We start from the raw sequence: 17,841 nt of genomic DNA, 5'->3' as shown, positions 1-17,841 counted from the left end.
CATGAATTTAATTTCACGTTGGGAAATAAATAAAGTGGTCTGTCATTCCCGCGAAGACGGGAATCTAGGCCTGGATGCCTGTCTTCACAGGCATGACAATCATTTTATATCATGCTTAAAGAGAAACACCTCAACTATTTTTAGTATTACGGCCCTAATTTTCTTTGCCAATCCCTGTCAGGCTGCAACCAAGACCTTCATCCGCGAATACACCTACCAGGCCAGCGACTACGACAGCCGACTGACCTGCCAGGCCATAGCCCTGAGCGAGGTCAAGCGCCTTCTGCTGGAGGAGATCGGCACCTATTTGGTCAGCGGGACCACGGTCCAGAACGGCATGGTGGTGTCGGATGACATCTCGGTCTATACCGCCGGGGCGGTGCAGACCAAGGTCATGGACCAAAGATGGGACGGCAAGACCTACTGGCTGAAAGCGCAGATACAGGCCGATCCTGACAGCGTATCAACTGCGGTCGCCCGGCTGAGGGAGGATAAAACCAAGACCAGGGAGCTGGAATCCCTGAAGGCCTCCTCCGAAAAAGCCCTGGCCGAGATAGCCAAGCTCAACAAGGCCTTGGAAAGGGCCAGTTCTGATAATTCGAGATTTGCCGACCAGATAAAATATCTGCAAAGCGCCCAGAAGCTGTCGGCGGTCCAGTCGGCCCAGCAGGGGCTGGCGGCCCTGGAATCGGGCGATGCCACCACGGCCCTGACCGCCTTCACCCGATCGCTGGAGGCCGATCCCAACGATGCCATTTCTTTGGTCAACCGCGGCATCGCCTATGCCCGCCTGAACGACCATAAAAAGGCCGTGCCTGATTATGACCGGGCGCTTAAAGCATCGGCCAATGATCACAGGATATATTACAATCGCGGCATCGCCTATTATCATTTAAAGGAATATACCCAGGCCCTGAATGATTTCAACCGTTCACTGCTGCTGAAACCGGACAACAGCAAGACCTATTTCAACCGGGCGCTGACTTATGAAAAAATGGGAAATTGGAAATTGGCTCAATTGGATTACAGTAAGGCAATCAAACTTGATCCAACTGACATTCAGGCCTACAACAACCGGGGAGCGGTCTACCTGCAGCAAAAGCTTTATGCCAAGGCCGTAACTGATTTCAATAAAATGATAGAAATAGACCCGACCTTCAGCGACGGCTACCTGAACCGGGCCGGGGTGCATGCCATCAGGGGCGACATGGCGGCGGCCCTGGCCGATGCCCGGAAGGCGGCCCAGCTGGGAAGCGCTGAGGCCAAACTTCTGCTGGAAAGATTGGGCCAGTAGCAAATTCATCAATACTTTGGCGCGAGACAAGTGTTACTTTCTTATGACTAAGAAAGTAACCAAAGAAGTCTCTACCGCCCAGCGGTGCCCTGAAGCATTAATAGCCGGTGGACTGAATTTGCTGAACAAGCAAATATATTCAGTGTAACTCACAGCAAATTCCGGGCGTCCGCCTTTGACAGATCAGCACCGCTGAAGGCGGGGAACCGGAAAGAACAAGATAGGGTCGCTTATGGGTACAATGACGCAATCTCTGTGTTTCTGCGGTAAATTATATTTATAAAGATATGACGGATAAAATCACCATACCCGATGTCCTGGAGGGCGATCTGGAGTTCGACAGCTCGGTCCGGCCCCAGACTTTCAGCGATTTCGTGGGCCAGGACAAGATCAAGGGCAACCTCAAGGTCTTCATCCAGGCCGCCCAGGGCCGGGGCGAGGCCATAGACCACATGCTGTTCTGCGGGCCTCCGGGGCTGGGCAAGACCACTTTGGCCCACATCATCGCCAAAGAGATGGGGGTCCAGATCAAGGCCACCACCGGACCGGTGCTGGAGCGCCCGGCCGACCTGGCCGGGATACTGACCAACCTGGGCGAACACGATGTGCTGTTCATCGACGAGATCCACCGCATCAACCGGATGGTGGAGGAATACATCTACCCGGCCATGGAGGACTATTGCATAGACATCATGATAGACAAGGGCCCCAGCGCCCGTTCGGTGCGGCTCAATCTTCCCAAATTCACCCTGATCGGCGCCACCACCCGGGCCGGGCTTTTAACGGCCCCCATGCGGGCCCGTTTCGGCATGATCAACCGGCTGGACTATTACACCCACGGCGATCTGGAGCAGATCATCATGCGCTCGGCCAAGATCCTGGGCGTCAGTATCGATCCCGGCGGGGCCCGGGAGATAGCCCAGCGTTCCCGGGGAACGCCCCGGGTGGCCAACCGCCTGCTGCGCCGGGTTCGCGATTTCGCCCAGGTGGAGGGCGACGGCAATGTCACTGCGGCCATCGCCCAGAGGTCATTATTGCGTTTGGAGGTGGACGAGGTGGGCCTGGACGAGATGGACAAGCGAATACTGGAGGCCATCATCAAGAAGTTCAACGGCGGGCCGGTGGGCCTGAACACCCTGGCGGTAGCGGTGGGCGAGGAATCCGATACGGTGGAGGAGGTCTACGAGCCGTACCTGATCCAGGAGGGCTTTTTGATGAGAACTCCGCGGGGCCGCGAGGCCACCGAGAGAGCGTACAGGCATTTGGGGCTGAGTTCGGGGAATAAGCAGACCTCCATGGTCTGACCGGCCGATGCCTTTGCGCAAAGCATATAAATTCAGGTGCATAATCCTATGGCAGCGGCAGGTTGCCGGGGAAAAAACAAGATACCACCCCTTTCAGGTGATGGCTAGGAAGGCCGCCATGCTCAAGCTGGGCGGAAAGTGGGATGCCTCGCTGTCGTTGTGGACGGCCAACCTGCAATGGTCCGAGTCCCTGCCGGATCCCGGCGGTGAGCTGGCGGAATCACTGCTGGAGGCCGGTTGGCTGTGGTTTAAAAAGGGCGATTACCAGAAGGCCCTGGAGCTTTATGGCCGGGGAGAGGCCTGTTGTAAAAAAATGAACGATGGGGCCAGGCTCAACAGTTTCTGGTCGGCCATGGGGACCGTTCACCTCAACCGGGGCGAGTATGACCAAGCCAGGGATTTTTTTGACCAGAGCCTGGAGATCTCCCGGCGCAGCGGCAACAGCGAAGAGCTGGCTCGCTCGCTCAATAACCAGGCCATGCTGCACTGGGACAAGGGCGATTACCAAGAATGTTTGCGGTTGCATCGGCAGACTAGGGAGCTATATATAAAATCCGGGAACGAAGTGAAACTGGCCCAGCTGCTGGGCAACATGGCCCTGGCTTACTGGGGTGTTTATGATTTCAGCTCGGCCAGGCAGCTGCTTAACGAGGGGCTGGCCCTGGCCAAAAAGACCGGCGACATACAGACCTATGCCATGACCACCGGCAACCTGGCCGGGATCATGATCCAGGAGGGAGATTTCGAACCGGCCTCGGAGCTGATAAATATCCGGCTGGAATATGCCGCCCGCTTTGGTGACAACAAGAACCGCTGCGTGGCTCTGGGCCAGCTGGCCCAGATAGAATACCTGAACGGGGATTACCGTAAAGCCGAGCTAGGATATCTGCGGGCATTGGAGGCGGCCGAAACTCTGGGCCTCAAGTATTATAAAGGCTATTTTCTGACCATGCTAACGGAGACGGCTTGGGCGTTAAAGGATATCCAAAACGCCGGGAGATACCTGGGCCAGGCCAGTGAACTGGTCAAACTGGTCAATGTTGCGGAACTGAAGTTCAATGTCCGCAAGCTGCGGGCCAGGCTGGCCGGGCAGGCCCAAGGGGGCAGGGAGCTTCAGGAAATGCTGGACCAAGGTGGCTGGGATCCGGCCCAGCAGGCCGACCTGCATTATGAATCATACCTTCTTACCGGGTCTGCCGGAGAAAGGGAAAAGGCCTTGCAGTTGTACCGGGAGATCCTGCAAAAAGCGCCGTTGCATGAATACCAGCAACGGGTAAAGGAATTGAGCAAATAACTCTTGCAATCTTAAAAGAATCCCAAGTGATGAGGTTAACATGAACAAACCGAAGATCGGCCTGGCCCTGGCCGGGGGCGTGGGCTACTGCATGACCCATATCGGTGTCCTGCAGGCGTTGGAGCATTCCAACCTTAAACCGGACATCATCGCCGGAACATCGGGCGGGGCCCTGATAGGCGCCCTCTACGCCTCGGGCATCCGGCTGGACCGGATAGAGGAGATCGCCAAGTCCATCAAGTGGAACAAGCTGATGGGCCCCCATTTTCTTTTCAAGGGCCTGGGCTCCTCCAAACCGATCGAGGACCTGATGGATGAACTGCTGGGCAAGGGCCGGCGGTTCGCCGATCTGAATACCCGGCTGCTGGTCTCGGCGGTGGACCTGGTCAGCGAGCAGAAGATCATGTTTCCCGAGGATGAATCGCAGACCATCTCTTTGCCGGTCCGGGCCTCCTGCAGCCTTCCGCTGGTCTTTTCCCCGGTGCGATACAAGGACCGGCTGCTGGTGGACGGCGGGATGCTGGTGCCGCTGCCGGTGCGCGAGATCAAGGCGGCCGGAGCGGATTTTGTGATCGCGGCTGATTTCAAAGTAGCCCGGGACGAGCCCAAGAACATGTTCGACGTGGCCCTGCGCACCCTGCGGATCGCCAACCAGGAAAGGGTGGACGATGCCATGAAGGCCGCCGACATCATGATAGAGAGCCATATCGGCGGGGGCAGCCGCTGGGACCTGGCGGCCGCGACCGACCTGATAAAAGTCGGTCGGATGGCGGCCGAGGATATACTGGCCAGGAACGCCGAAAAGATCAAAGCAATAAGGGAGTGACCTAACCCTAAATCCCTTCCCCACAAGGGAAGGGACTTTGCCTAACCCCTTCCCTATGGGGAAGGGGCAGGGGTTAGGTCAAAAACAACGAGCTTAAAACATGCCGACCGGACTTATTCGTTTACAAAAAGTATCTTCCGACAAGCTTAAACTGGCCAAGTGGATGCGGAGTAACATGACCTTAGCCGAGAATTGTTTTTGGAATGGTGTTAAAACGGATAAGTTCATGGGCCTTCACTTCAGGAGACAACAGATCATACACGGCTTCATCGCTGACTTTTACTGTGAAGCACTCAATCTGGTGGTGGAAGTGGACGGAGGCATCCACGAACAGCAGAAGGACTGCGATCAACTGCGGACAAAGATAATAAATCGGTATGGAATCAAGGTCATCCGCTTTAGCAATGAGGAAGTGCTTAATAAAAGTGATTGGGTGATGAGAAAAATAAAGGAATACGCGGAAACATGATCAAAAATTCATTTTTTAATTACCACATAATTAATCAACTATGAATGACAAACCGAAGATCGGCCTGGCTTTGGCCGGAGGGGTGGGATACTGCCTGGCCCATATCGGCGTGCTGAAGGCCCTGGAGGAGGAAAACGTCAAGGTCGACGTGCTGACCGGGACCTCGGGCGGGGCTCTGATCGGGGCCCTGTATGCCTCGGGGATAGGCGCCGGCCGGCTGGAGGTGATCGCCAAGAACATCTCCTGGAGCCAGCTGATGACCCCCACCATGATCTTCCGCAACAAGGGGCTGGTCTCCTCGGAGCCGATAGAGAAATTGGTGGAGGAGCTGATCGGCAAGGACCGCCGCTTCAGCGAGCTCAAGCTTCCCCTCTCGGTGTCCACCGTGGACCTGATCTCGGGGGACGAGGTGATATTCCCCAACAGCCCCGACGACCTTATCGCCCCGGCGGTGCGGGCCTCCTGCTCGGTGCCGGTGGTGTTCGCCCCGGTCAAGATAGGCCGGTGGCTGCTGTCGGACGGCGGGATCAAGGATCCCCTGCCGGTCAAGCCGCTGAAAAAATATAATCCCGAGTTGATGATCGGGGTGGCCTTCGCCACCGGCAAGTACGAGCCCACCAATCTTTTCGAGATCGGGGTCCGCTCCATGATGCTGGCCAACGACAAGATCCTGGAGGTCTACGAGCAGGAGCTGGATGTGCTGATAAAATGCCAGACCGGCGAGATATCCAGCTGGGACCTGAAGACCGCCGTCCAGCTGATCGATGTGGGCTACGAAGCCGCCCGGCAGAACATCGACAAGCTGAAGGGGTGCTGCGATAACAAAAAAATCAATTTGGGGCAGGACGTAAGATGACCGTAATGTATGTTCTATTGTCGGCTGTTATTGTGATATTCGGGCTGGGGATGTTCCTGATGCAGAGAAGGACCGACCGGGCCCTGCGGGAGCTCAAGGATTCCACCAAGAATGACCAGTCTCTCAACCTGATGAGCCAGTGGCTGCAGGACACCAAAACCTCCCTGGACGGGCGCATGCAGGAGACCCGGCAGACCCTGGATTCCCGGCTGGCCGAGGTGGACCGCAAGATCGGCAACTCCATGGAATCGGTCAGCCAGCGGCTGGAGGGCAACACCAAAACGGTGGGGGACCGGCTGGACAGCGCCGCCCGGGTGATCGGGGAGGTCCAGAAGCAGCTGGGGGTGCTCTCCAAGGCCACCGACGCCATGCAGGAGATGGGCAAGGACATCTCTTCGTTGCAGGATATCCTCCGGTCGCCCAAGCTGCGGGGCGGGATGGGGGAATATTTCTTGGGAGACCTGTTGGCCCAGATCCTGCCGCCCCACCATTTTGAACTGCAGTACACCTTCCGCTCCGGCGAGAAGGTGGACGCCGTGGTCAGGCTGTCCGACAAGCTGGTGCCGGTGGATGCCAAGTTCCCGCTGGAGAATTTTCAGAAAATGCTGGCGGCCCAGAGCGACGAGGAGCGCAAGACCTGGCGCCGGAAATTCGTTTCCGACGTCAAGAAACACGCCGACGCCATAGCCTCCAAGTACATCCTGCCGGACGAGGGGACCTTCGATTTCGCCCTGATGTACATCCCGGCCGAGAACGTCTATTACGAGACCATCATCAAGGACGAGAACTTCGGCGAGGAAAAATCCATCTCCACCTACGCCATAGAACAAAAAGTTATCCCGGTCTCGCCCAACTCGCTCTATGCCTATCTGCAGGCCATCATCCTGGGCCTGCGGGGCATGAAGGTGGAGGAGAGGGCCCAGGAGATAATCGAATCATTGTCCCGACTGGCCGGGGACCTGGGCAAATTCCGGGGGGAGTTCGACGTGGTGGGCACCCATATCGGCAACGCCTGGAAGAAATACGAGGAGGCCGAGAAGAGGCTGCTCCGCTTCGAGGACCGGCTGGAGAGCGTGGAGGGAAAACATCTGGAGCAGACCAAGGAGATAACCTAATAGAGGTGGTTTATGAAGATCGATCCCGGGATGATAAATGATCTGTTCCCCTTTCTTCTCTTTTCGATAATATTCGCAGTGGCCCTTATCGGAAGCTATTTCAGCCTGAAAAAACAGAAAGAGAAGATGAGGGATATCGCCCTGAAGCTGGGGCTGGAGTTCAGCCAGACCGACCCGCTGTCATTCATGGGCCAGGGCAAACCGGTCCGTCCCGCCTATCATCGTCCCAGAGATGCCGGGATCGACCTCCAGGGGCTGGTCAAAAAGGTGGTGTCGGGATTCTCCCCCTGGCGGGTGGCCGGAAAATACCATGGCTATAAGGTCATCATCCGGACCGAGAAGAAGGACAAGAAGAGCTTTACGGTGGTGCAGCTGCTGTTCAGCCAACCACTGGGAATGGGGTTGAACATCGTGGTGGGCAACTTCCTTTCCAAGATGGGCAAAAATATTTTCGGCAAGCAATCCATCAGCACCGGCAACCCCGACCTTGACAACAAGGTCTACATCTCCGGCCAGGATGAGATGAAGATCAAGTATCTGGTAAAGCGCTCCGAGTTCCAGCAAACATTGCTGTCCCTTTATAATAAGTATCCCGGGGTCAGGGTCGACGATCAGGGCATCACCTACCGGGAGAAAAAGGTATTGACCGATCTGGCCGCTTACCAAAAACTGCTGGATAGTTTGAGCGCCGCCGCCAAGGCCTTCGCCGAATGACCACATCTTAACAGCAAAATACTTTGAAACGGGCCTTGCCTAGAAAAACAGATAAAATAAAAACCAATGCCAAGCCGAGGGCTGGCCGGAGATTGGTCCTTTGCCTGGCGGTGGCGGTTCTTGCCATAGCCGTATATCTGCCCGTTATGCGGCACGGCTACACCCTGATGGATGACTACGGACTGATAGTGGAGAATTACAGCCTGATAGGCGATATCGGCAACATTGTCGGGGCTTTCAAAGCCGATGCCTATGGGGGCAACGGCGCCCTGTACCGCCCGCTGCTGACGGTCTCCTTCATACTGGATTCCCTGTACAGCGGAAAAAACGCCTGGGGCTATCACCTGACCAATATCCTGCTGCACGCGGCCTGCTGCTGCCTGCTGTTCTATCTGCTGGTAACGCTCAAATATTCCGCCAGGGCCTCTTTCATCGCGTCATCCATTTTTTCGATCCACCCGGTCCTGGTGCAGGCGGTGGCCTGGATCCCGGGGCGCAACGATATTATTTTGACCGTCTGGGTCCTGGCTTCTTTCATATTCTGGGACAGATATCTGGAAAAGAAGAAGGTCCTGTGGCTGTTCCTGCATTTTGCCTCCGGCCTGCTGGCCGTCTTTGCCAAGGAGACGGCGTTGTTGCTTCCGGCGCTGCTATTGTTGTTCGCCTGGCTGGGGAAAAGGGAGGCAGTCTTTAAGATGTATTTCCAGCTGATTGCCGGGTGGCTGGTCATAGGCAGTTTGTGGCTGTTCATGAAAATGACGGCCGCCCCGGGACTGGGGGAGACCACGGTCAACAGTCTGCCCGATATCGCCAGCGGCCTGCTGGGCTATATCGGCAAGATCGTCATCCCGTTGAAATTCGCCGCCATCCCGGTCCCCCGGGACACCAGCCTGGTGATAGCTTTGGCCGGAGCCGGGATATTGGTAAGCGGGATATTGATGGGCCTCAGGAACCGAAGGTCGTTTTTGTTAGGTTTAGGCTGGTTTCTGCTGTTCCTGGCCCCCAATTTCTTCAGCAGCACCGATTATGCCAATTTCATGGAGCATCGCCTTTATCTGCCGCTGATCGGCTTTATCATAATGGTCCTGGAACTGAATATCTGGTTGATGGCGGCCCAGAGGCCGGCCGTGTCCTATGCGATATATTCAATAGTCCTGATCCTGCTGGGGGTCAAAACCGTGGTTCACGCCGAAGATTTCAAGAACGAAAATGTCTTTTGGGATTACGCCGTCAGGTCCTCCCCCAGCCTGTATTATGTTCACGATATGCAGGGCCGGCTCTTTCTGCAGAACGGCCGGCTGAAGGAGGCCGAAAGAGCCTTTAAAAAAGTTGTCGCTCTGAAGGGTGATTATCCTCACGGTTACAATGACCTGGGAATAGCCCAGATGTCACAGGGCCGGTACCGGGAAGCGGAGGCCGGCTTCAACAAGGCCCTGGAGATATCCCCTTCCTTCCGGGACGCCCGGATGAATTTGGGCACTCTGTATCTGGAGCTCGGCGACCTGGGTCGCGCTGGGACCAGCTTCACCCGAATGCTGGAATTCCAGCCGGATGATCACCAGGCCCTTAACAACCTGGGCATCGTCTACTATCGGCGAAACCTTCCAGATTCCGCCCAAAAATACCTGGAGCAGGCGCTGACGCTCGATCCCGGCAACCGGTCATACCAGACCAACCTGAGGGCGGTCATGAGATCGGCCAGCGGCGGCGTCCGATGATCTTGTAAAGGATGGTAGATATCATGAAGGGTAAAATATTTATACTGACGGCTGTTGCAGCCTCTATCTTGGTGTCCTTGGGCGTGGTCTCTGCCGAGGAGGTCAGGATTGGCGGCATACTGGTTGACAGCACAATGACAATATCGGGAATGGCCCGGGCCAACGGGATCCCGGAGGCCAAACTGCTCAAGGGACTGAGCTTGGAGCCGGCCTCCGCATCGCTGAAATTACCCCAGACCGGCCGCACTGCCGAGCAGGCTTCATCGGTGATCCGTAAAATAAAGGTGGTGCAAGCCACCGAGAAGGCTAAGGACTGGCGGCTGATATTGTCAAAGTTCGCCCTGTGGATAGCCGTTTTGACGGCGGCCACCACCATGCTGGTAAAAAAACTGGTCACCGGCCGGATCCGCCTGGTATGGATGATCGGCACGGCTCTCCTCTTCGGATTCATATTGGGCAGCGATCCCAATCCCATGGGCACTGTCAAGGATGCCATCGTACTGTATGGGAGAGAAGGGGTTCTCTTTCCTCCCCGGATGGCGGCCCTGGCGGTATTCCTGGTGTTGGTGTTGGTTTCCAACAAATCCATCTGCGGCTGGGGATGCCACTTCGGGGCCCTACAGGATGCCGTCAGCTTCAGCCCGGTCGAAAAATTCAAGCTGCCATTCTGGCTGACCAACGGCATCCGGATAGCGGTGCTGGCCGGCATCGTCCTGGGTGTTTTTGCCTGGGGCCTGGATTGGGTGGGGCTGATCGATCCGTTCAAGGTGTTCAACCTTGAATTGGCGGATATCGGTCTGGGAGGGGTGATTTTCATATCGCTGATGCTGATACTGAGCCTGTTTTTCTACCGGCCCTGGTGCCAGCTGTTCTGCCCCTTCGGCCTGGCGGGCTGGCTGGTGGAACAGCTCAGCCTGTTATCCCCCCGGATAAACCGCCAAAAATGCATCAAATGCCTGAATTGCGTCAGGGTATGCCCCACCCGGGCCATGGAGGGAATCTATAATGACCGGAAAATTCATGCCGACTGCTTTGCCTGCGGCCAGTGCCTCAGCAATTGTCCGGTAAAAGCTATAAAATGGGACCGATCCAATAAAAAACAATAAAAGGAGGCCTATATGAGAAAGTTGATGATAGCAATCCTGGCGTTGTCCGCCTTTTGCGGCCCGGCTCTGGCCCAAAGCACCCAGCCCCTGTTCCATATCGAGCGGACCAAGAACGCCAACAAGCTTTACTACCAGGCCCGGATCGGGGCCGACGGAAAGATTGACGCCGAAGACCCCATCAAGGTCTATTGGATCATGTGGGCCAAGGATTCCACCGGGAAGACCACCGAGGGCATGAATTTCATCGAGCGGGCCAAGGTCTACGGATACAACATCAATCCCGACAGCACCGGGAAGATGTTCAAAATGACCCTTAAACCTTTTAAGGAGCGGCTGATCACGGTCTATCTTAAGGGCAATGTGGCCAAGGCCGAGATGACCATCAATTGCCGGCCGGCCTATTTCGAAAAGATGTTCATCTATGCCAAGGGGGATTCCAAGCCCGATTCAATCAGGCTGTCCGGCTATGATGTGGACAGCGGTAAAGAGATATTCGAAATGTTTCTGCCGAACAAGAAATGAACAAGTTTAGTATAAATCCGGCTGTCCGGAGGATCGATCGATCAAAGCTGCGTTCCGGCCGGCCTTGCCGGAGCCGCGCATGAAGACAGGCTATGTGGCCATCGCCGGCCGGCCCAACGTCGGCAAATCCACCCTGCTGAACAAATTTCTAGGGGTGAAGCTCTCGGCCGTCAGTCGCCGGCCCCAGACCACCAGGCAGCGGGTGCTGGGGATAGACAACGGTCCGGACTATCAGATAATATTCCTGGACACTCCGGGGCTGCTGGACCCCGGCTACGCCCTGCAGGAGAAAATGCTGAGGATCGCCCACCGCTCCATCGAAGAGGCTGACCTGCTGCTGTTCATGACCGATGCCCAGGCCGGGATCTCCCAAGAGGATGCGGCCTTCCTGGGAAAAAACAAGAAGGGCAGGGTGATCGGGGTCCTGAACAAGATCGACCTGCTGGAAAAGGAGGGGGTGCTGAAAGCCATAGCGCAGTTTCACCGCCTGACGGCCATCGAAGACATCTATCCCATAGCCGCCCTGAAGGGGTTCGGCATTGATGAATTGCGCCAGGGCATCCTGGAGAAACTGCCGGAGGGCCCGGCCTTCTACGACCAGGATTCCCTGACCGACCAGCCGGAGAAATTCTTCGTATCGGAGATCATCCGGGAGAAGATCTTCGAGCTGTGCGGGGCCGAGGTGCCCTATGCCACAGCGGTGGTGATCGACCAGTTCAAGGAGCAGCCCGGCCGCAAGGATGTGATCTCGGCCACCATCTGGGTGGAGAAGGAGTCACAAAAGCCCATCCTGATCGGCCAGGGCGGCCACAAGATGAAGGCCATCGGCTCGTCGGCCCGGCGGGACATAGAGAAGTTTTTGGACCGGCCGGTGTTCCTGGAGCTGTTCGTCAAGGTCAAGAAGAAATGGCGTTCGCGGGACAGCGACCTGAGGGACCTGGGGCTGGGATAAGAGAAAGACCGCCGCTGGATCAGCGGCGGTCTTTCAGTTCCTGGACCAGGCGTTTGGCCCGGTTATGCTCCTCCAGGGTCCTGGTGAAAATATGGCTGCCGTCCCCCTTGGAAACGAAATAGAGGTAATTGGTCTGGGCCGGGTAGACCGCGGCCTCCAGGGATCTTCGGCCTGGGTTGCAGATGGGGCCGGGCGGCAGGCCCTGCCGCCGGTAGGTGTTGTAGGGGGAGTCGATCTCCAGGTCGTCGTAGGTCAGCCGGCGGTTCTTGTGCCGGGGCAGGGCGTATTCAACGGTGGCGCATGATTCCAAAGGCCGCCTGGCCTTAAGGCGGTTGTAGAACACCGAGGCCACCACCGGCCTCTCCGAATCCACCTGGGCCTCCCGCTCCACCAGCGAGGCCATGATCACCGTCTGGTGCAGGTCCCGTTTCTGCCTCTGGATATCATCCATCCATTCCGCTTTGAAATTGGCAAAGAAGCTCTCCACCAGCCTCCGGGCGACCAGATCGGCCGAAGACCCCCACTCAAAATCATAGGTCTCCGGAAAAAGGTAGCCCTCCAGCCAGGCGGCCTTTATTCCGTAGGTACCCATCAGCGCCGTGTCCCGGAAGGCCCGGATCATTTCCAGGCTGTCGGCCCCGGCTTCGTTGGCCAGGATGCCGGCGATCCGGGCCATGGTCAGGCCCTCGGGGATGGTGACCTGGTGGTAGACCACCGCACCGCTATGGATCTTGTCCAATGCCTCCCAGGCCGAAAGGGGGTAGTCAAAACGGTAGCGCCCGGCCTTCAGCCTGCGGTTCAGTCCGCCGGCCAGGGCCAGGTATTTGAATACGGCCGGATGCTCGATGACGCCGTTGCGATGCAGCAGGTTGCCTATCTGCCCGGCCGAAGCCCCGCGCCTGACGGTAATAATTTTGGTCTGCCAGTCCCGGTCGATGGATCTGGTGCCGAAGGTTATCGCCAGCAGATAAATAAAAAGGCCCGACAAGGCCGCCAGTGTTATTTTAATCGCTGTTTTTTTCAGCATGAAGTTTTAAAAAATCGCTTAATATCAAGGATGCGGAAATGCTGTCCAGGGCTTTCTTGTTATCCTTTAATTTTTTTCCGGCCAGATGGATCGATCGCTGGGCGATCTTGCTGGTGAACCGTTCGTCGTACAGATGCACCGGCAGCTTGAATTCATCCTCCAGCCGGGACCTGACTTTATCCACCAAGCCGGTCAGGTGGGTGTCGCTGCCGTCCAGCCCGGTCGGTCTTCCCATTACAACCTCGGTGACATTGTTCTGAGTTATTATGGGAAGCAGTTGTTTCATCAGGTCGGGAATCCCCCTGATCTCCAGGGGAGGGAGGGGCTGGGCGGTGATCAGCAATTCGTCGGTAAGGGCCAGGCCCACCCGGCGCCGCCCCAGGTCCAGGCCCAGGATCCGGCCTCTCATTTCTGGCGGGACAGGAAGTCCCGGATGGCATAGCGGTGGGCCTTGAAAGCGATGTCCCGGGGGAGGTTTTTGGGATTGAACAGCTCGATCTGGCTGGCATCGTCCCCGGCCATCATATTACCGGTCATGGCCTGTCCCTGATAGACCACCAGGATGACGTGGCACCGGGGATCGTCGACCCCGCTGTATACGCCCACCAGGGGGCCGGGCTTTATTTTGAGGTTGGTCTCCTCCTTGGACTCCCGGACGGCGCATTCCTGGGCACTCTCGCCGTATTCCATGAAACCGGAGGGCAGGGACCATAATCCGGCGAAAGGCTCGTATTTCCTCTTGACCAGCACCAGCTTCCCGTCGATCAAAATGATGGCGGCGGCCGCCGGGGTGGGGTTCTGGTAATAGATGAAACCGCAGTCCAGACAGACCTGCCGTTTATGGGCATCGATCTTTTTATGCTTAAGGGGCGATTTGCAGAGGGGACAGAATTTATATTTCATAAGCCGCTATGGTGTTCCTGAAAAATGATGTGAAAGGGCTGCAAGTTATCATCCTTGCAGCCCAAAGGTGATGGTGCTATTTGGCCTTTTGAACCTTGCCGGAACGAATGCAGCGGGTGCAGACGGAAATGCGCTTTACCTTTCCGTCGGTCAGGACCCGGACCTTTTGAATATTGGGATTCCAGCGGCGGGGTCCCACGTTATGGGCATGGCTGATGGTATGGCCGAAGTCCACCCCTTTGCCGCAGATATTGCATATTTGAGACAATGTATGCTCCTTTCGTGATTATTTTATTCGGAAAGCCAGTAAAGAAAACGGCCGCAATTGCCGCAGGTGGTCAGAGACTGGTTTTTGCCCACCTTGGTGGCCTGGGCGGTCGGCATTCTGATGTAACAGCCGCAGCACACCCCGTTGATCACCGGGACCACCGGGCGGCCGTATCTGATCTTGAGCTTCTGGTAACGGGAGAAGATATCCTTGTCCACCTGCTTGGCCACGTCGGACTGGGCCTTGGTGAGGTGCTCCAGGCTGTCGATCTTGAATCCCATGGCTTTCTCCTTGGCGGCGTCTTCGGTGGTCTCCTTGATCATTAGCTCCAGGTCGTGCAGCGTAACCAATAATTCCATTTGGGGATGCATGATGACCTCATCGTTAAATATTTTTTTCTAATTCCGTTATCCGGGAGATGAATTCAGCCGGCTGGTCAGCAGTGAACAGCGCATCAGCCGGGGACAGCTCCTTGGCCAGCTGGGCGATCCTGCCCAAGGTGATCAGGTACTGGTTCTGGGGGTCGTGGGGCGGGGCTATGATCAGGAAAAAAAGCTTGGCCGGCTTTTTATCGATGGAGTCGAAATCCACCCCGGCTTTTGACCGTCCCACGATCAGGGTCAGGGAATTAAGCAGCAGGGAGCGGCAGTGGGGGATGGCCACGGACTTTCCGATCCCGGTGGAGCCCAGTTCCTCCCGCTGTTTGAGGCTGACCAGAAGGATCTTCTGCTCTTTCTCTTCCAGCCCGGTCCGGCCCACCAGCTCTTTGAGGGCGGAATCCCGCCCGGCGGCCTTGAGGTTCAGGTGAATCCGTTCCGCCTTGAGCAAGGACGATATTTTTACTGACGCACTACCCATAATTTTATCGTGGCCTCCACTTCCGGATGGAGCTTGATCGGTATGTTGTATACCCCCAGGGCCTTGATCGGCTCCTCCAGTATGATCTTGTTTTTATCGATATCCACCCCCTGGTCGCCCAAGAGCTTCACGATATCGGGGATGCTGACCGATCCATAGAGCTTGTCATCCTCGCCGGCCTGAACGGTGGCGGTGCAGGATACCTCGTTGAGCTTCTTGGCCAATTCTTCGGCCTCCTGCTTCTTTTTGCTGAGGTGCAGTTCCTCTTTCTTGATCTTGATCTGCAGCTGCTTCAGGCTGTTTTCGTTGGCCGGAAGGGCCTTGCCCTGGGGGATCAGGTAATTCCTGGCGTAGCCCGGCTTGACCTCCACAGCTTCGGTTTTTTTGCCCAGGGAGGGAATATCCTGGGTCAGTATGACCTTCATATTGTTACTCCTAAAATGCTTGATTAACGGTGTTCGGAAATGAACGGGAGCAGCGCCAAATGGCGGGCTCTTTTGATGGCGGTGGTCAGCATCCGCTGATGCTTGGCGCAGTTGCCGGAGACCCGGCGGGGGACTATCTTGCCGCGTTCGGTCATGAAGTGGCGGAGCTTTTTGTCGTCCTTATAGTTGATGTGGACGGCCTTATCCAAACAGAACTTGCAGTCCTTGCGGTGAAACACCCTGCGTTCTTTGGGATTGCGGGGGTTGTCTTTGGTTTCTCTTTTCAACATGATTTGAATGTCTTCCTTAAATATATGTTAGATTGAGTTTTTCTTAAGGTCGGCCGGACGCTGTCAATCGGCCTCGGGCGCCGAGTCCTGGCCGGTTTCGCTTTTTTCCAAAAAGCGGACGCTGTCGGCCCGGATCTCGATGACGGTCCTTTTCTGGCCGGTTTCGGTTTCCCAGGAACGGCTTTCCAGCCGGCCCTCCACCATCACCGGGCTGCCTTTATGCAGATACTTGTTCACGTTCTCGGCTATGGCCTGCCAGGCCACCACATTGATGAAGGTGGTGTCATCCTGCCAGCGCCCGGACTGGTCCTTATGCCTCCGGTTGACCGCCAGCGAGAAATTGCAGACCGCACTTCCGTTGGGGGTATATCTCAACTCCGGGTCACGGGTCAGCCGGCCCGACAGCAGGACCCGGTTAAGGGTGGGAACGCGTAGTTCACTCATATTACTTTCCTCTTAAATCAAAAGGGGAGATCGTCGTCGCTTTTATCCGGGGAGATCTCTGGCCCGTTGGGCTGTCCCTCGGGACTGCCGCCGTCCGGTGAGGGGGCGGAGCTTCCGGCGGCCCGGGGCTCGCGGTCCAGGAATTCTATCCGGTCGGCCCTGATCTCCAAAGTGCTGCGTTTTTGGCCGTCCTCGGTCTCCCAAGAACGGTTCTGCATCTTGCCCTCTACCAGCACCGCCCGGCCTTTGGCCAAAAACTGCTTGCATAGTTCGGCCAGCTTTTGCCAGGCCACTATGCCCACAAAGGTAGTGTCCTCCTTGAGTTCTCCGGAGAGGCTCTTGTATTTGCGGTTGATGGCGATGGTGAAATTGGTGACCGGGGTGCCGTTGGAGGTTTGGCGGACCTCCGGATCCTTGGTCAGCCGGCCGATGATAAAAACCCGGTTTAATTCGGCAAGTTTGAGATCAGGCATTTTACCCTCCTAATTATTCGCTGCCCTTGGCCGGGGCTTTGCTTTCAACCGGAACGGCTTCGACGGGCACCGGGGTGGTGGTGGCGATATGCCCCTTGATTATCAGATGCCGCACCACGTTCTCGTTCAGGCGGCAAATCCGGTCCAGGGCCTTGGGGGCGCCGGCCGGGGCATTGAACTGGATGCACAAATAATTGCCGTCATGTCGTTTGTTAAGGGGATAGGCCATCTTCCGGCGGCCCCAACGCTCCACGTTGACGGTCTCTCCGCCCTGTTGCTTGATGAGTTCGGAGACCTTCTGGATCTCGGTCTCCAGTCCGGCATCGTCGGTGGCCGGATCTAAAATGATCACTGTTTCGTATGCGTTCAAGGTGTTGCTCCCTAAATGGTTTTCTGATTTATGGAATTCATGGCCGTTTCCAGGCCTAGGTTGATTATTTTTATTATCGAGTCGGCCGCTCGGGCGGTCATCTCTTTGGCCACCGGGTATTCCGGGGCGGTGAATTTGCCCAGCACGAAGTCGCTGGCATCCCAGGAGGAGGGAAGGGGCCCCACTCCCAGTCGCAGCCGGGCGAAATTATCGGTCTTGAGGCTGTCGATGATGGATTTAAGGCCTTTCTGCCCACCGTGTGACCCGGCTAGCCTTAAACGAAGCTGCCCCAAAGGAAGATTGATGTCATCGCAGACCACCAGCAGCCGATCGGTGCCGAAATTGCGTTCCTTCATAACCTGTTTGACCGCCTGCCCGCTTAAGTTCATATAGGTCAGGGGGCGCAATAAAAAGAACCGGGGGGTTCGGCTGATGCCGTAGCTGAATTTGTCTTTATAGCGCCAGGTGATGCCGTTCTGGCTGGCCAGATGATTAAGCACCGAGAATCCCAGGTTGTGGCGGGTGCTGCCGTATTCCCGGCCCGGGTTTCCCAGGCCGGCTATGCACCAGGTGTTGCTGTCGGGATGTCTGTTAGGCATTTATGCGGCCAGCA

The 17,841-nt window shown here is 56.5% G+C and carries 24 protein-coding genes; 12 read left to right on the top strand and 12 right to left on the bottom strand.

All coding sequences use genetic code 11. The annotated features are described in order from the left end of the window. Position 1: 1 nt before the first annotated feature. The 12 genes from A2273_07975 (at position 2) to A2273_07920 (ending at position 12,170) form a co-directional block, all read left to right on the top strand. Positions 2–1,294, top strand: a complete 1,293-nt coding sequence (locus A2273_07975; GenBank protein OGF08275.1) for a hypothetical protein — start codon at positions 2–4, stop codon at positions 1,292–1,294. A gap of 287 nt (positions 1,295–1,581) precedes the next feature. Further along, positions 1,582–2,598, top strand: a complete 1,017-nt coding sequence (locus tag A2273_07970) for a Holliday junction DNA helicase RuvB (protein OGF08274.1) — start codon at positions 1,582–1,584, stop codon at positions 2,596–2,598. Between the two features lie 7 nt (positions 2,599–2,605). Further along, entirely contained in the window at positions 2,606–3,892 is a 1,287-nt protein-coding gene (locus A2273_07965) for a hypothetical protein (GenBank protein OGF08273.1), read from the top strand. A 40-nt stretch (positions 3,893–3,932) separates the two neighbouring features. Further along, entirely contained in the window at positions 3,933–4,718 is a 786-nt protein-coding gene (locus A2273_07960) for a hypothetical protein (GenBank protein OGF08272.1), read from the top strand. Between the two features lie 100 nt (positions 4,719–4,818). Further along, a complete protein-coding gene (locus tag A2273_07955) occupies positions 4,819–5,187 on the top strand; it encodes a hypothetical protein (protein ID OGF08271.1) in 369 nt (122 codons plus the stop codon). Positions 5,188–5,227: 40 nt separating this feature from the next. Next, positions 5,228–6,043: a hypothetical protein gene (locus A2273_07950; protein OGF08270.1), complete on the top strand. Its 816-nt coding sequence runs from the start codon at positions 5,228–5,230 to the stop codon at positions 6,041–6,043. Continuing rightward, a complete protein-coding gene (locus tag A2273_07945) occupies positions 6,040–7,158 on the top strand; it encodes a hypothetical protein (protein ID OGF08269.1) in 1,119 nt (372 codons plus the stop codon). The genes A2273_07950 and A2273_07945 overlap by 4 nt, the downstream gene beginning before the upstream one ends. Positions 7,159–7,170: 12 nt before the next feature. Continuing rightward, positions 7,171–7,872, top strand: a complete 702-nt coding sequence (locus A2273_07940) for a hypothetical protein (GenBank protein OGF08268.1) — start codon at positions 7,171–7,173, stop codon at positions 7,870–7,872. Positions 7,873–7,964: 92 nt separating this feature from the next. Then, on the top strand, positions 7,965–9,590 hold the full coding sequence (locus A2273_07935; GenBank protein ID OGF08267.1) for a hypothetical protein: 1,626 nt from the start codon (positions 7,965–7,967) through the stop codon (positions 9,588–9,590). Between the two features lie 23 nt (positions 9,591–9,613). Continuing rightward, the gene (locus A2273_07930) at positions 9,614–10,696 is read left to right on the top strand and encodes a hypothetical protein (GenBank protein ID OGF08266.1); all 1,083 of its coding nucleotides are present in this window, start codon (positions 9,614–9,616) and stop codon (positions 10,694–10,696) included. Positions 10,697–10,708: 12 nt separating this feature from the next. Beyond that, positions 10,709–11,218 carry a hypothetical protein gene (locus tag A2273_07925; protein OGF08265.1) on the top strand — a complete coding sequence of 170 codons (510 nt, stop codon included), beginning with the start codon at positions 10,709–10,711 and terminating at the stop codon, positions 11,216–11,218. Positions 11,219–11,297: 79 nt separating this feature from the next. Then, entirely contained in the window at positions 11,298–12,170 is an 873-nt protein-coding gene (locus A2273_07920; GenBank protein OGF08264.1) for a GTPase Era, read from the top strand. A gap of 19 nt (positions 12,171–12,189) precedes the next feature. Here A2273_07920 and A2273_07915 read toward each other — a convergent pair whose 3' ends face one another. From A2273_07915 to A2273_07860, 12 genes are all read right to left on the bottom strand, one after another. Beyond that, positions 12,190–13,197, bottom strand: a complete 1,008-nt coding sequence (locus A2273_07915; GenBank protein OGF08263.1) for a hypothetical protein — start codon at positions 13,195–13,197, stop codon at positions 12,190–12,192. Beyond that, complete coding sequence (locus tag A2273_07910; GenBank protein OGF08262.1) at positions 13,175–13,606, bottom strand: hypothetical protein; 432 nt, start codon at positions 13,604–13,606, stop codon at positions 13,175–13,177. Before A2273_07910 ends, A2273_07915 begins: the two co-directional genes overlap by 23 nt. Further along, positions 13,603–14,100, bottom strand: a complete 498-nt coding sequence (locus A2273_07905) for a hypothetical protein (GenBank protein ID OGF08261.1) — start codon at positions 14,098–14,100, stop codon at positions 13,603–13,605. The genes A2273_07910 and A2273_07905 overlap by 4 nt, the downstream gene beginning before the upstream one ends. A 76-nt stretch (positions 14,101–14,176) precedes the next feature. Beyond that, positions 14,177–14,368 (bottom strand): 50S ribosomal protein L28, encoded by a 192-nt coding sequence (locus A2273_07900; protein OGF08260.1) that lies wholly within the window; start codon positions 14,366–14,368, stop codon positions 14,177–14,179. Between the two features lie 23 nt (positions 14,369–14,391). Then, positions 14,392–14,739 (bottom strand): hypothetical protein, encoded by a 348-nt coding sequence (locus tag A2273_07895; protein OGF08259.1) that lies wholly within the window; start codon positions 14,737–14,739, stop codon positions 14,392–14,394. A 13-nt stretch (positions 14,740–14,752) separates the two neighbouring features. Next, complete coding sequence (locus A2273_07890) at positions 14,753–15,226, bottom strand: hypothetical protein (protein ID OGF08258.1); 474 nt, start codon at positions 15,224–15,226, stop codon at positions 14,753–14,755. Continuing rightward, positions 15,208–15,651, bottom strand: a complete 444-nt coding sequence (locus A2273_07885) for a 50S ribosomal protein L9 (GenBank protein ID OGF08257.1) — start codon at positions 15,649–15,651, stop codon at positions 15,208–15,210. The genes A2273_07890 and A2273_07885 overlap by 19 nt, the downstream gene beginning before the upstream one ends. Positions 15,652–15,674: 23 nt before the next feature. Further along, entirely contained in the window at positions 15,675–15,941 is a 267-nt protein-coding gene (locus A2273_07880) for a 30S ribosomal protein S18 (GenBank protein ID OGF08256.1), read from the bottom strand. 63 nt (positions 15,942–16,004) lie between these two features. Continuing rightward, complete coding sequence (locus A2273_07875; GenBank protein ID OGF08255.1) at positions 16,005–16,385, bottom strand: hypothetical protein; 381 nt, start codon at positions 16,383–16,385, stop codon at positions 16,005–16,007. Between the two features lie 17 nt (positions 16,386–16,402). Then, entirely contained in the window at positions 16,403–16,858 is a 456-nt protein-coding gene (locus tag A2273_07870; GenBank protein ID OGF08254.1) for a hypothetical protein, read from the bottom strand. A gap of 13 nt (positions 16,859–16,871) precedes the next feature. Beyond that, a complete protein-coding gene (locus A2273_07865; protein OGF08253.1) occupies positions 16,872–17,228 on the bottom strand; it encodes a 30S ribosomal protein S6 in 357 nt (118 codons plus the stop codon). 11 nt (positions 17,229–17,239) lie between these two features. Beyond that, positions 17,240–17,827 (bottom strand): aminoacyl-tRNA hydrolase, encoded by a 588-nt coding sequence (locus A2273_07860; protein OGF08252.1) that lies wholly within the window; start codon positions 17,825–17,827, stop codon positions 17,240–17,242. Between the last annotated feature and the right edge of the window lie 14 nt (positions 17,828–17,841).

This window comes from Candidatus Edwardsbacteria bacterium RifOxyA12_full_54_48, from assembly GCA_001777915.1.
Classification (GTDB): Bacteria; Edwardsbacteria; AC1; order AC1; family EtOH8; genus UBA2226.
This window is presented reverse-complemented; position numbering and strand designations above follow the sequence as displayed.

Coding starts and splice junctions, on each gene's coding strand:
- A2273_07975 (OGF08275.1), top strand. CDS start 2: ATGAATTTAATTTCACGTTGGGAAATAAATAAAGTGGTCTGTCATTCC.
- A2273_07970 (OGF08274.1), top strand. CDS start 1,582: ATGACGGATAAAATCACCATACCCGATGTCCTGGAGGGCGATCTGGAG.
- A2273_07965 (OGF08273.1), top strand. CDS start 2,606: ATGCCTTTGCGCAAAGCATATAAATTCAGGTGCATAATCCTATGGCAG.
- A2273_07960 (OGF08272.1), top strand. CDS start 3,933: ATGAACAAACCGAAGATCGGCCTGGCCCTGGCCGGGGGCGTGGGCTAC.
- A2273_07955 (OGF08271.1), top strand. CDS start 4,819: ATGCCGACCGGACTTATTCGTTTACAAAAAGTATCTTCCGACAAGCTT.
- A2273_07950 (OGF08270.1), top strand. CDS start 5,228: ATGAATGACAAACCGAAGATCGGCCTGGCTTTGGCCGGAGGGGTGGGA.
- A2273_07945 (OGF08269.1), top strand. CDS start 6,040: ATGACCGTAATGTATGTTCTATTGTCGGCTGTTATTGTGATATTCGGG.
- A2273_07940 (OGF08268.1), top strand. CDS start 7,171: ATGAAGATCGATCCCGGGATGATAAATGATCTGTTCCCCTTTCTTCTC.
- A2273_07930 (OGF08266.1), top strand. CDS start 9,614: ATGAAGGGTAAAATATTTATACTGACGGCTGTTGCAGCCTCTATCTTG.
- A2273_07925 (OGF08265.1), top strand. CDS start 10,709: ATGAGAAAGTTGATGATAGCAATCCTGGCGTTGTCCGCCTTTTGCGGC.
- A2273_07920 (OGF08264.1), top strand. CDS start 11,298: ATGAAGACAGGCTATGTGGCCATCGCCGGCCGGCCCAACGTCGGCAAA.
- A2273_07915 (OGF08263.1), bottom strand. CDS start 13,197: ATGCTGAAAAAAACAGCGATTAAAATAACACTGGCGGCCTTGTCGGGC.
- A2273_07910 (OGF08262.1), bottom strand. CDS start 13,606: ATGAGAGGCCGGATCCTGGGCCTGGACCTGGGGCGGCGCCGGGTGGGC.
- A2273_07905 (OGF08261.1), bottom strand. CDS start 14,100: ATGAAATATAAATTCTGTCCCCTCTGCAAATCGCCCCTTAAGCATAAA.
- A2273_07895 (OGF08259.1), bottom strand. CDS start 14,739: ATGCATCCCCAAATGGAATTATTGGTTACGCTGCACGACCTGGAGCTA.
- A2273_07890 (OGF08258.1), bottom strand. CDS start 15,226: ATGGGTAGTGCGTCAGTAAAAATATCGTCCTTGCTCAAGGCGGAACGG.
- A2273_07885 (OGF08257.1), bottom strand. CDS start 15,651: ATGAAGGTCATACTGACCCAGGATATTCCCTCCCTGGGCAAAAAAACC.
- A2273_07880 (OGF08256.1), bottom strand. CDS start 15,941: ATGTTGAAAAGAGAAACCAAAGACAACCCCCGCAATCCCAAAGAACGC.
- A2273_07875 (OGF08255.1), bottom strand. CDS start 16,385: ATGAGTGAACTACGCGTTCCCACCCTTAACCGGGTCCTGCTGTCGGGC.
- A2273_07870 (OGF08254.1), bottom strand. CDS start 16,858: ATGCCTGATCTCAAACTTGCCGAATTAAACCGGGTTTTTATCATCGGC.
- A2273_07860 (OGF08252.1), bottom strand. CDS start 17,827: ATGCCTAACAGACATCCCGACAGCAACACCTGGTGCATAGCCGGCCTG.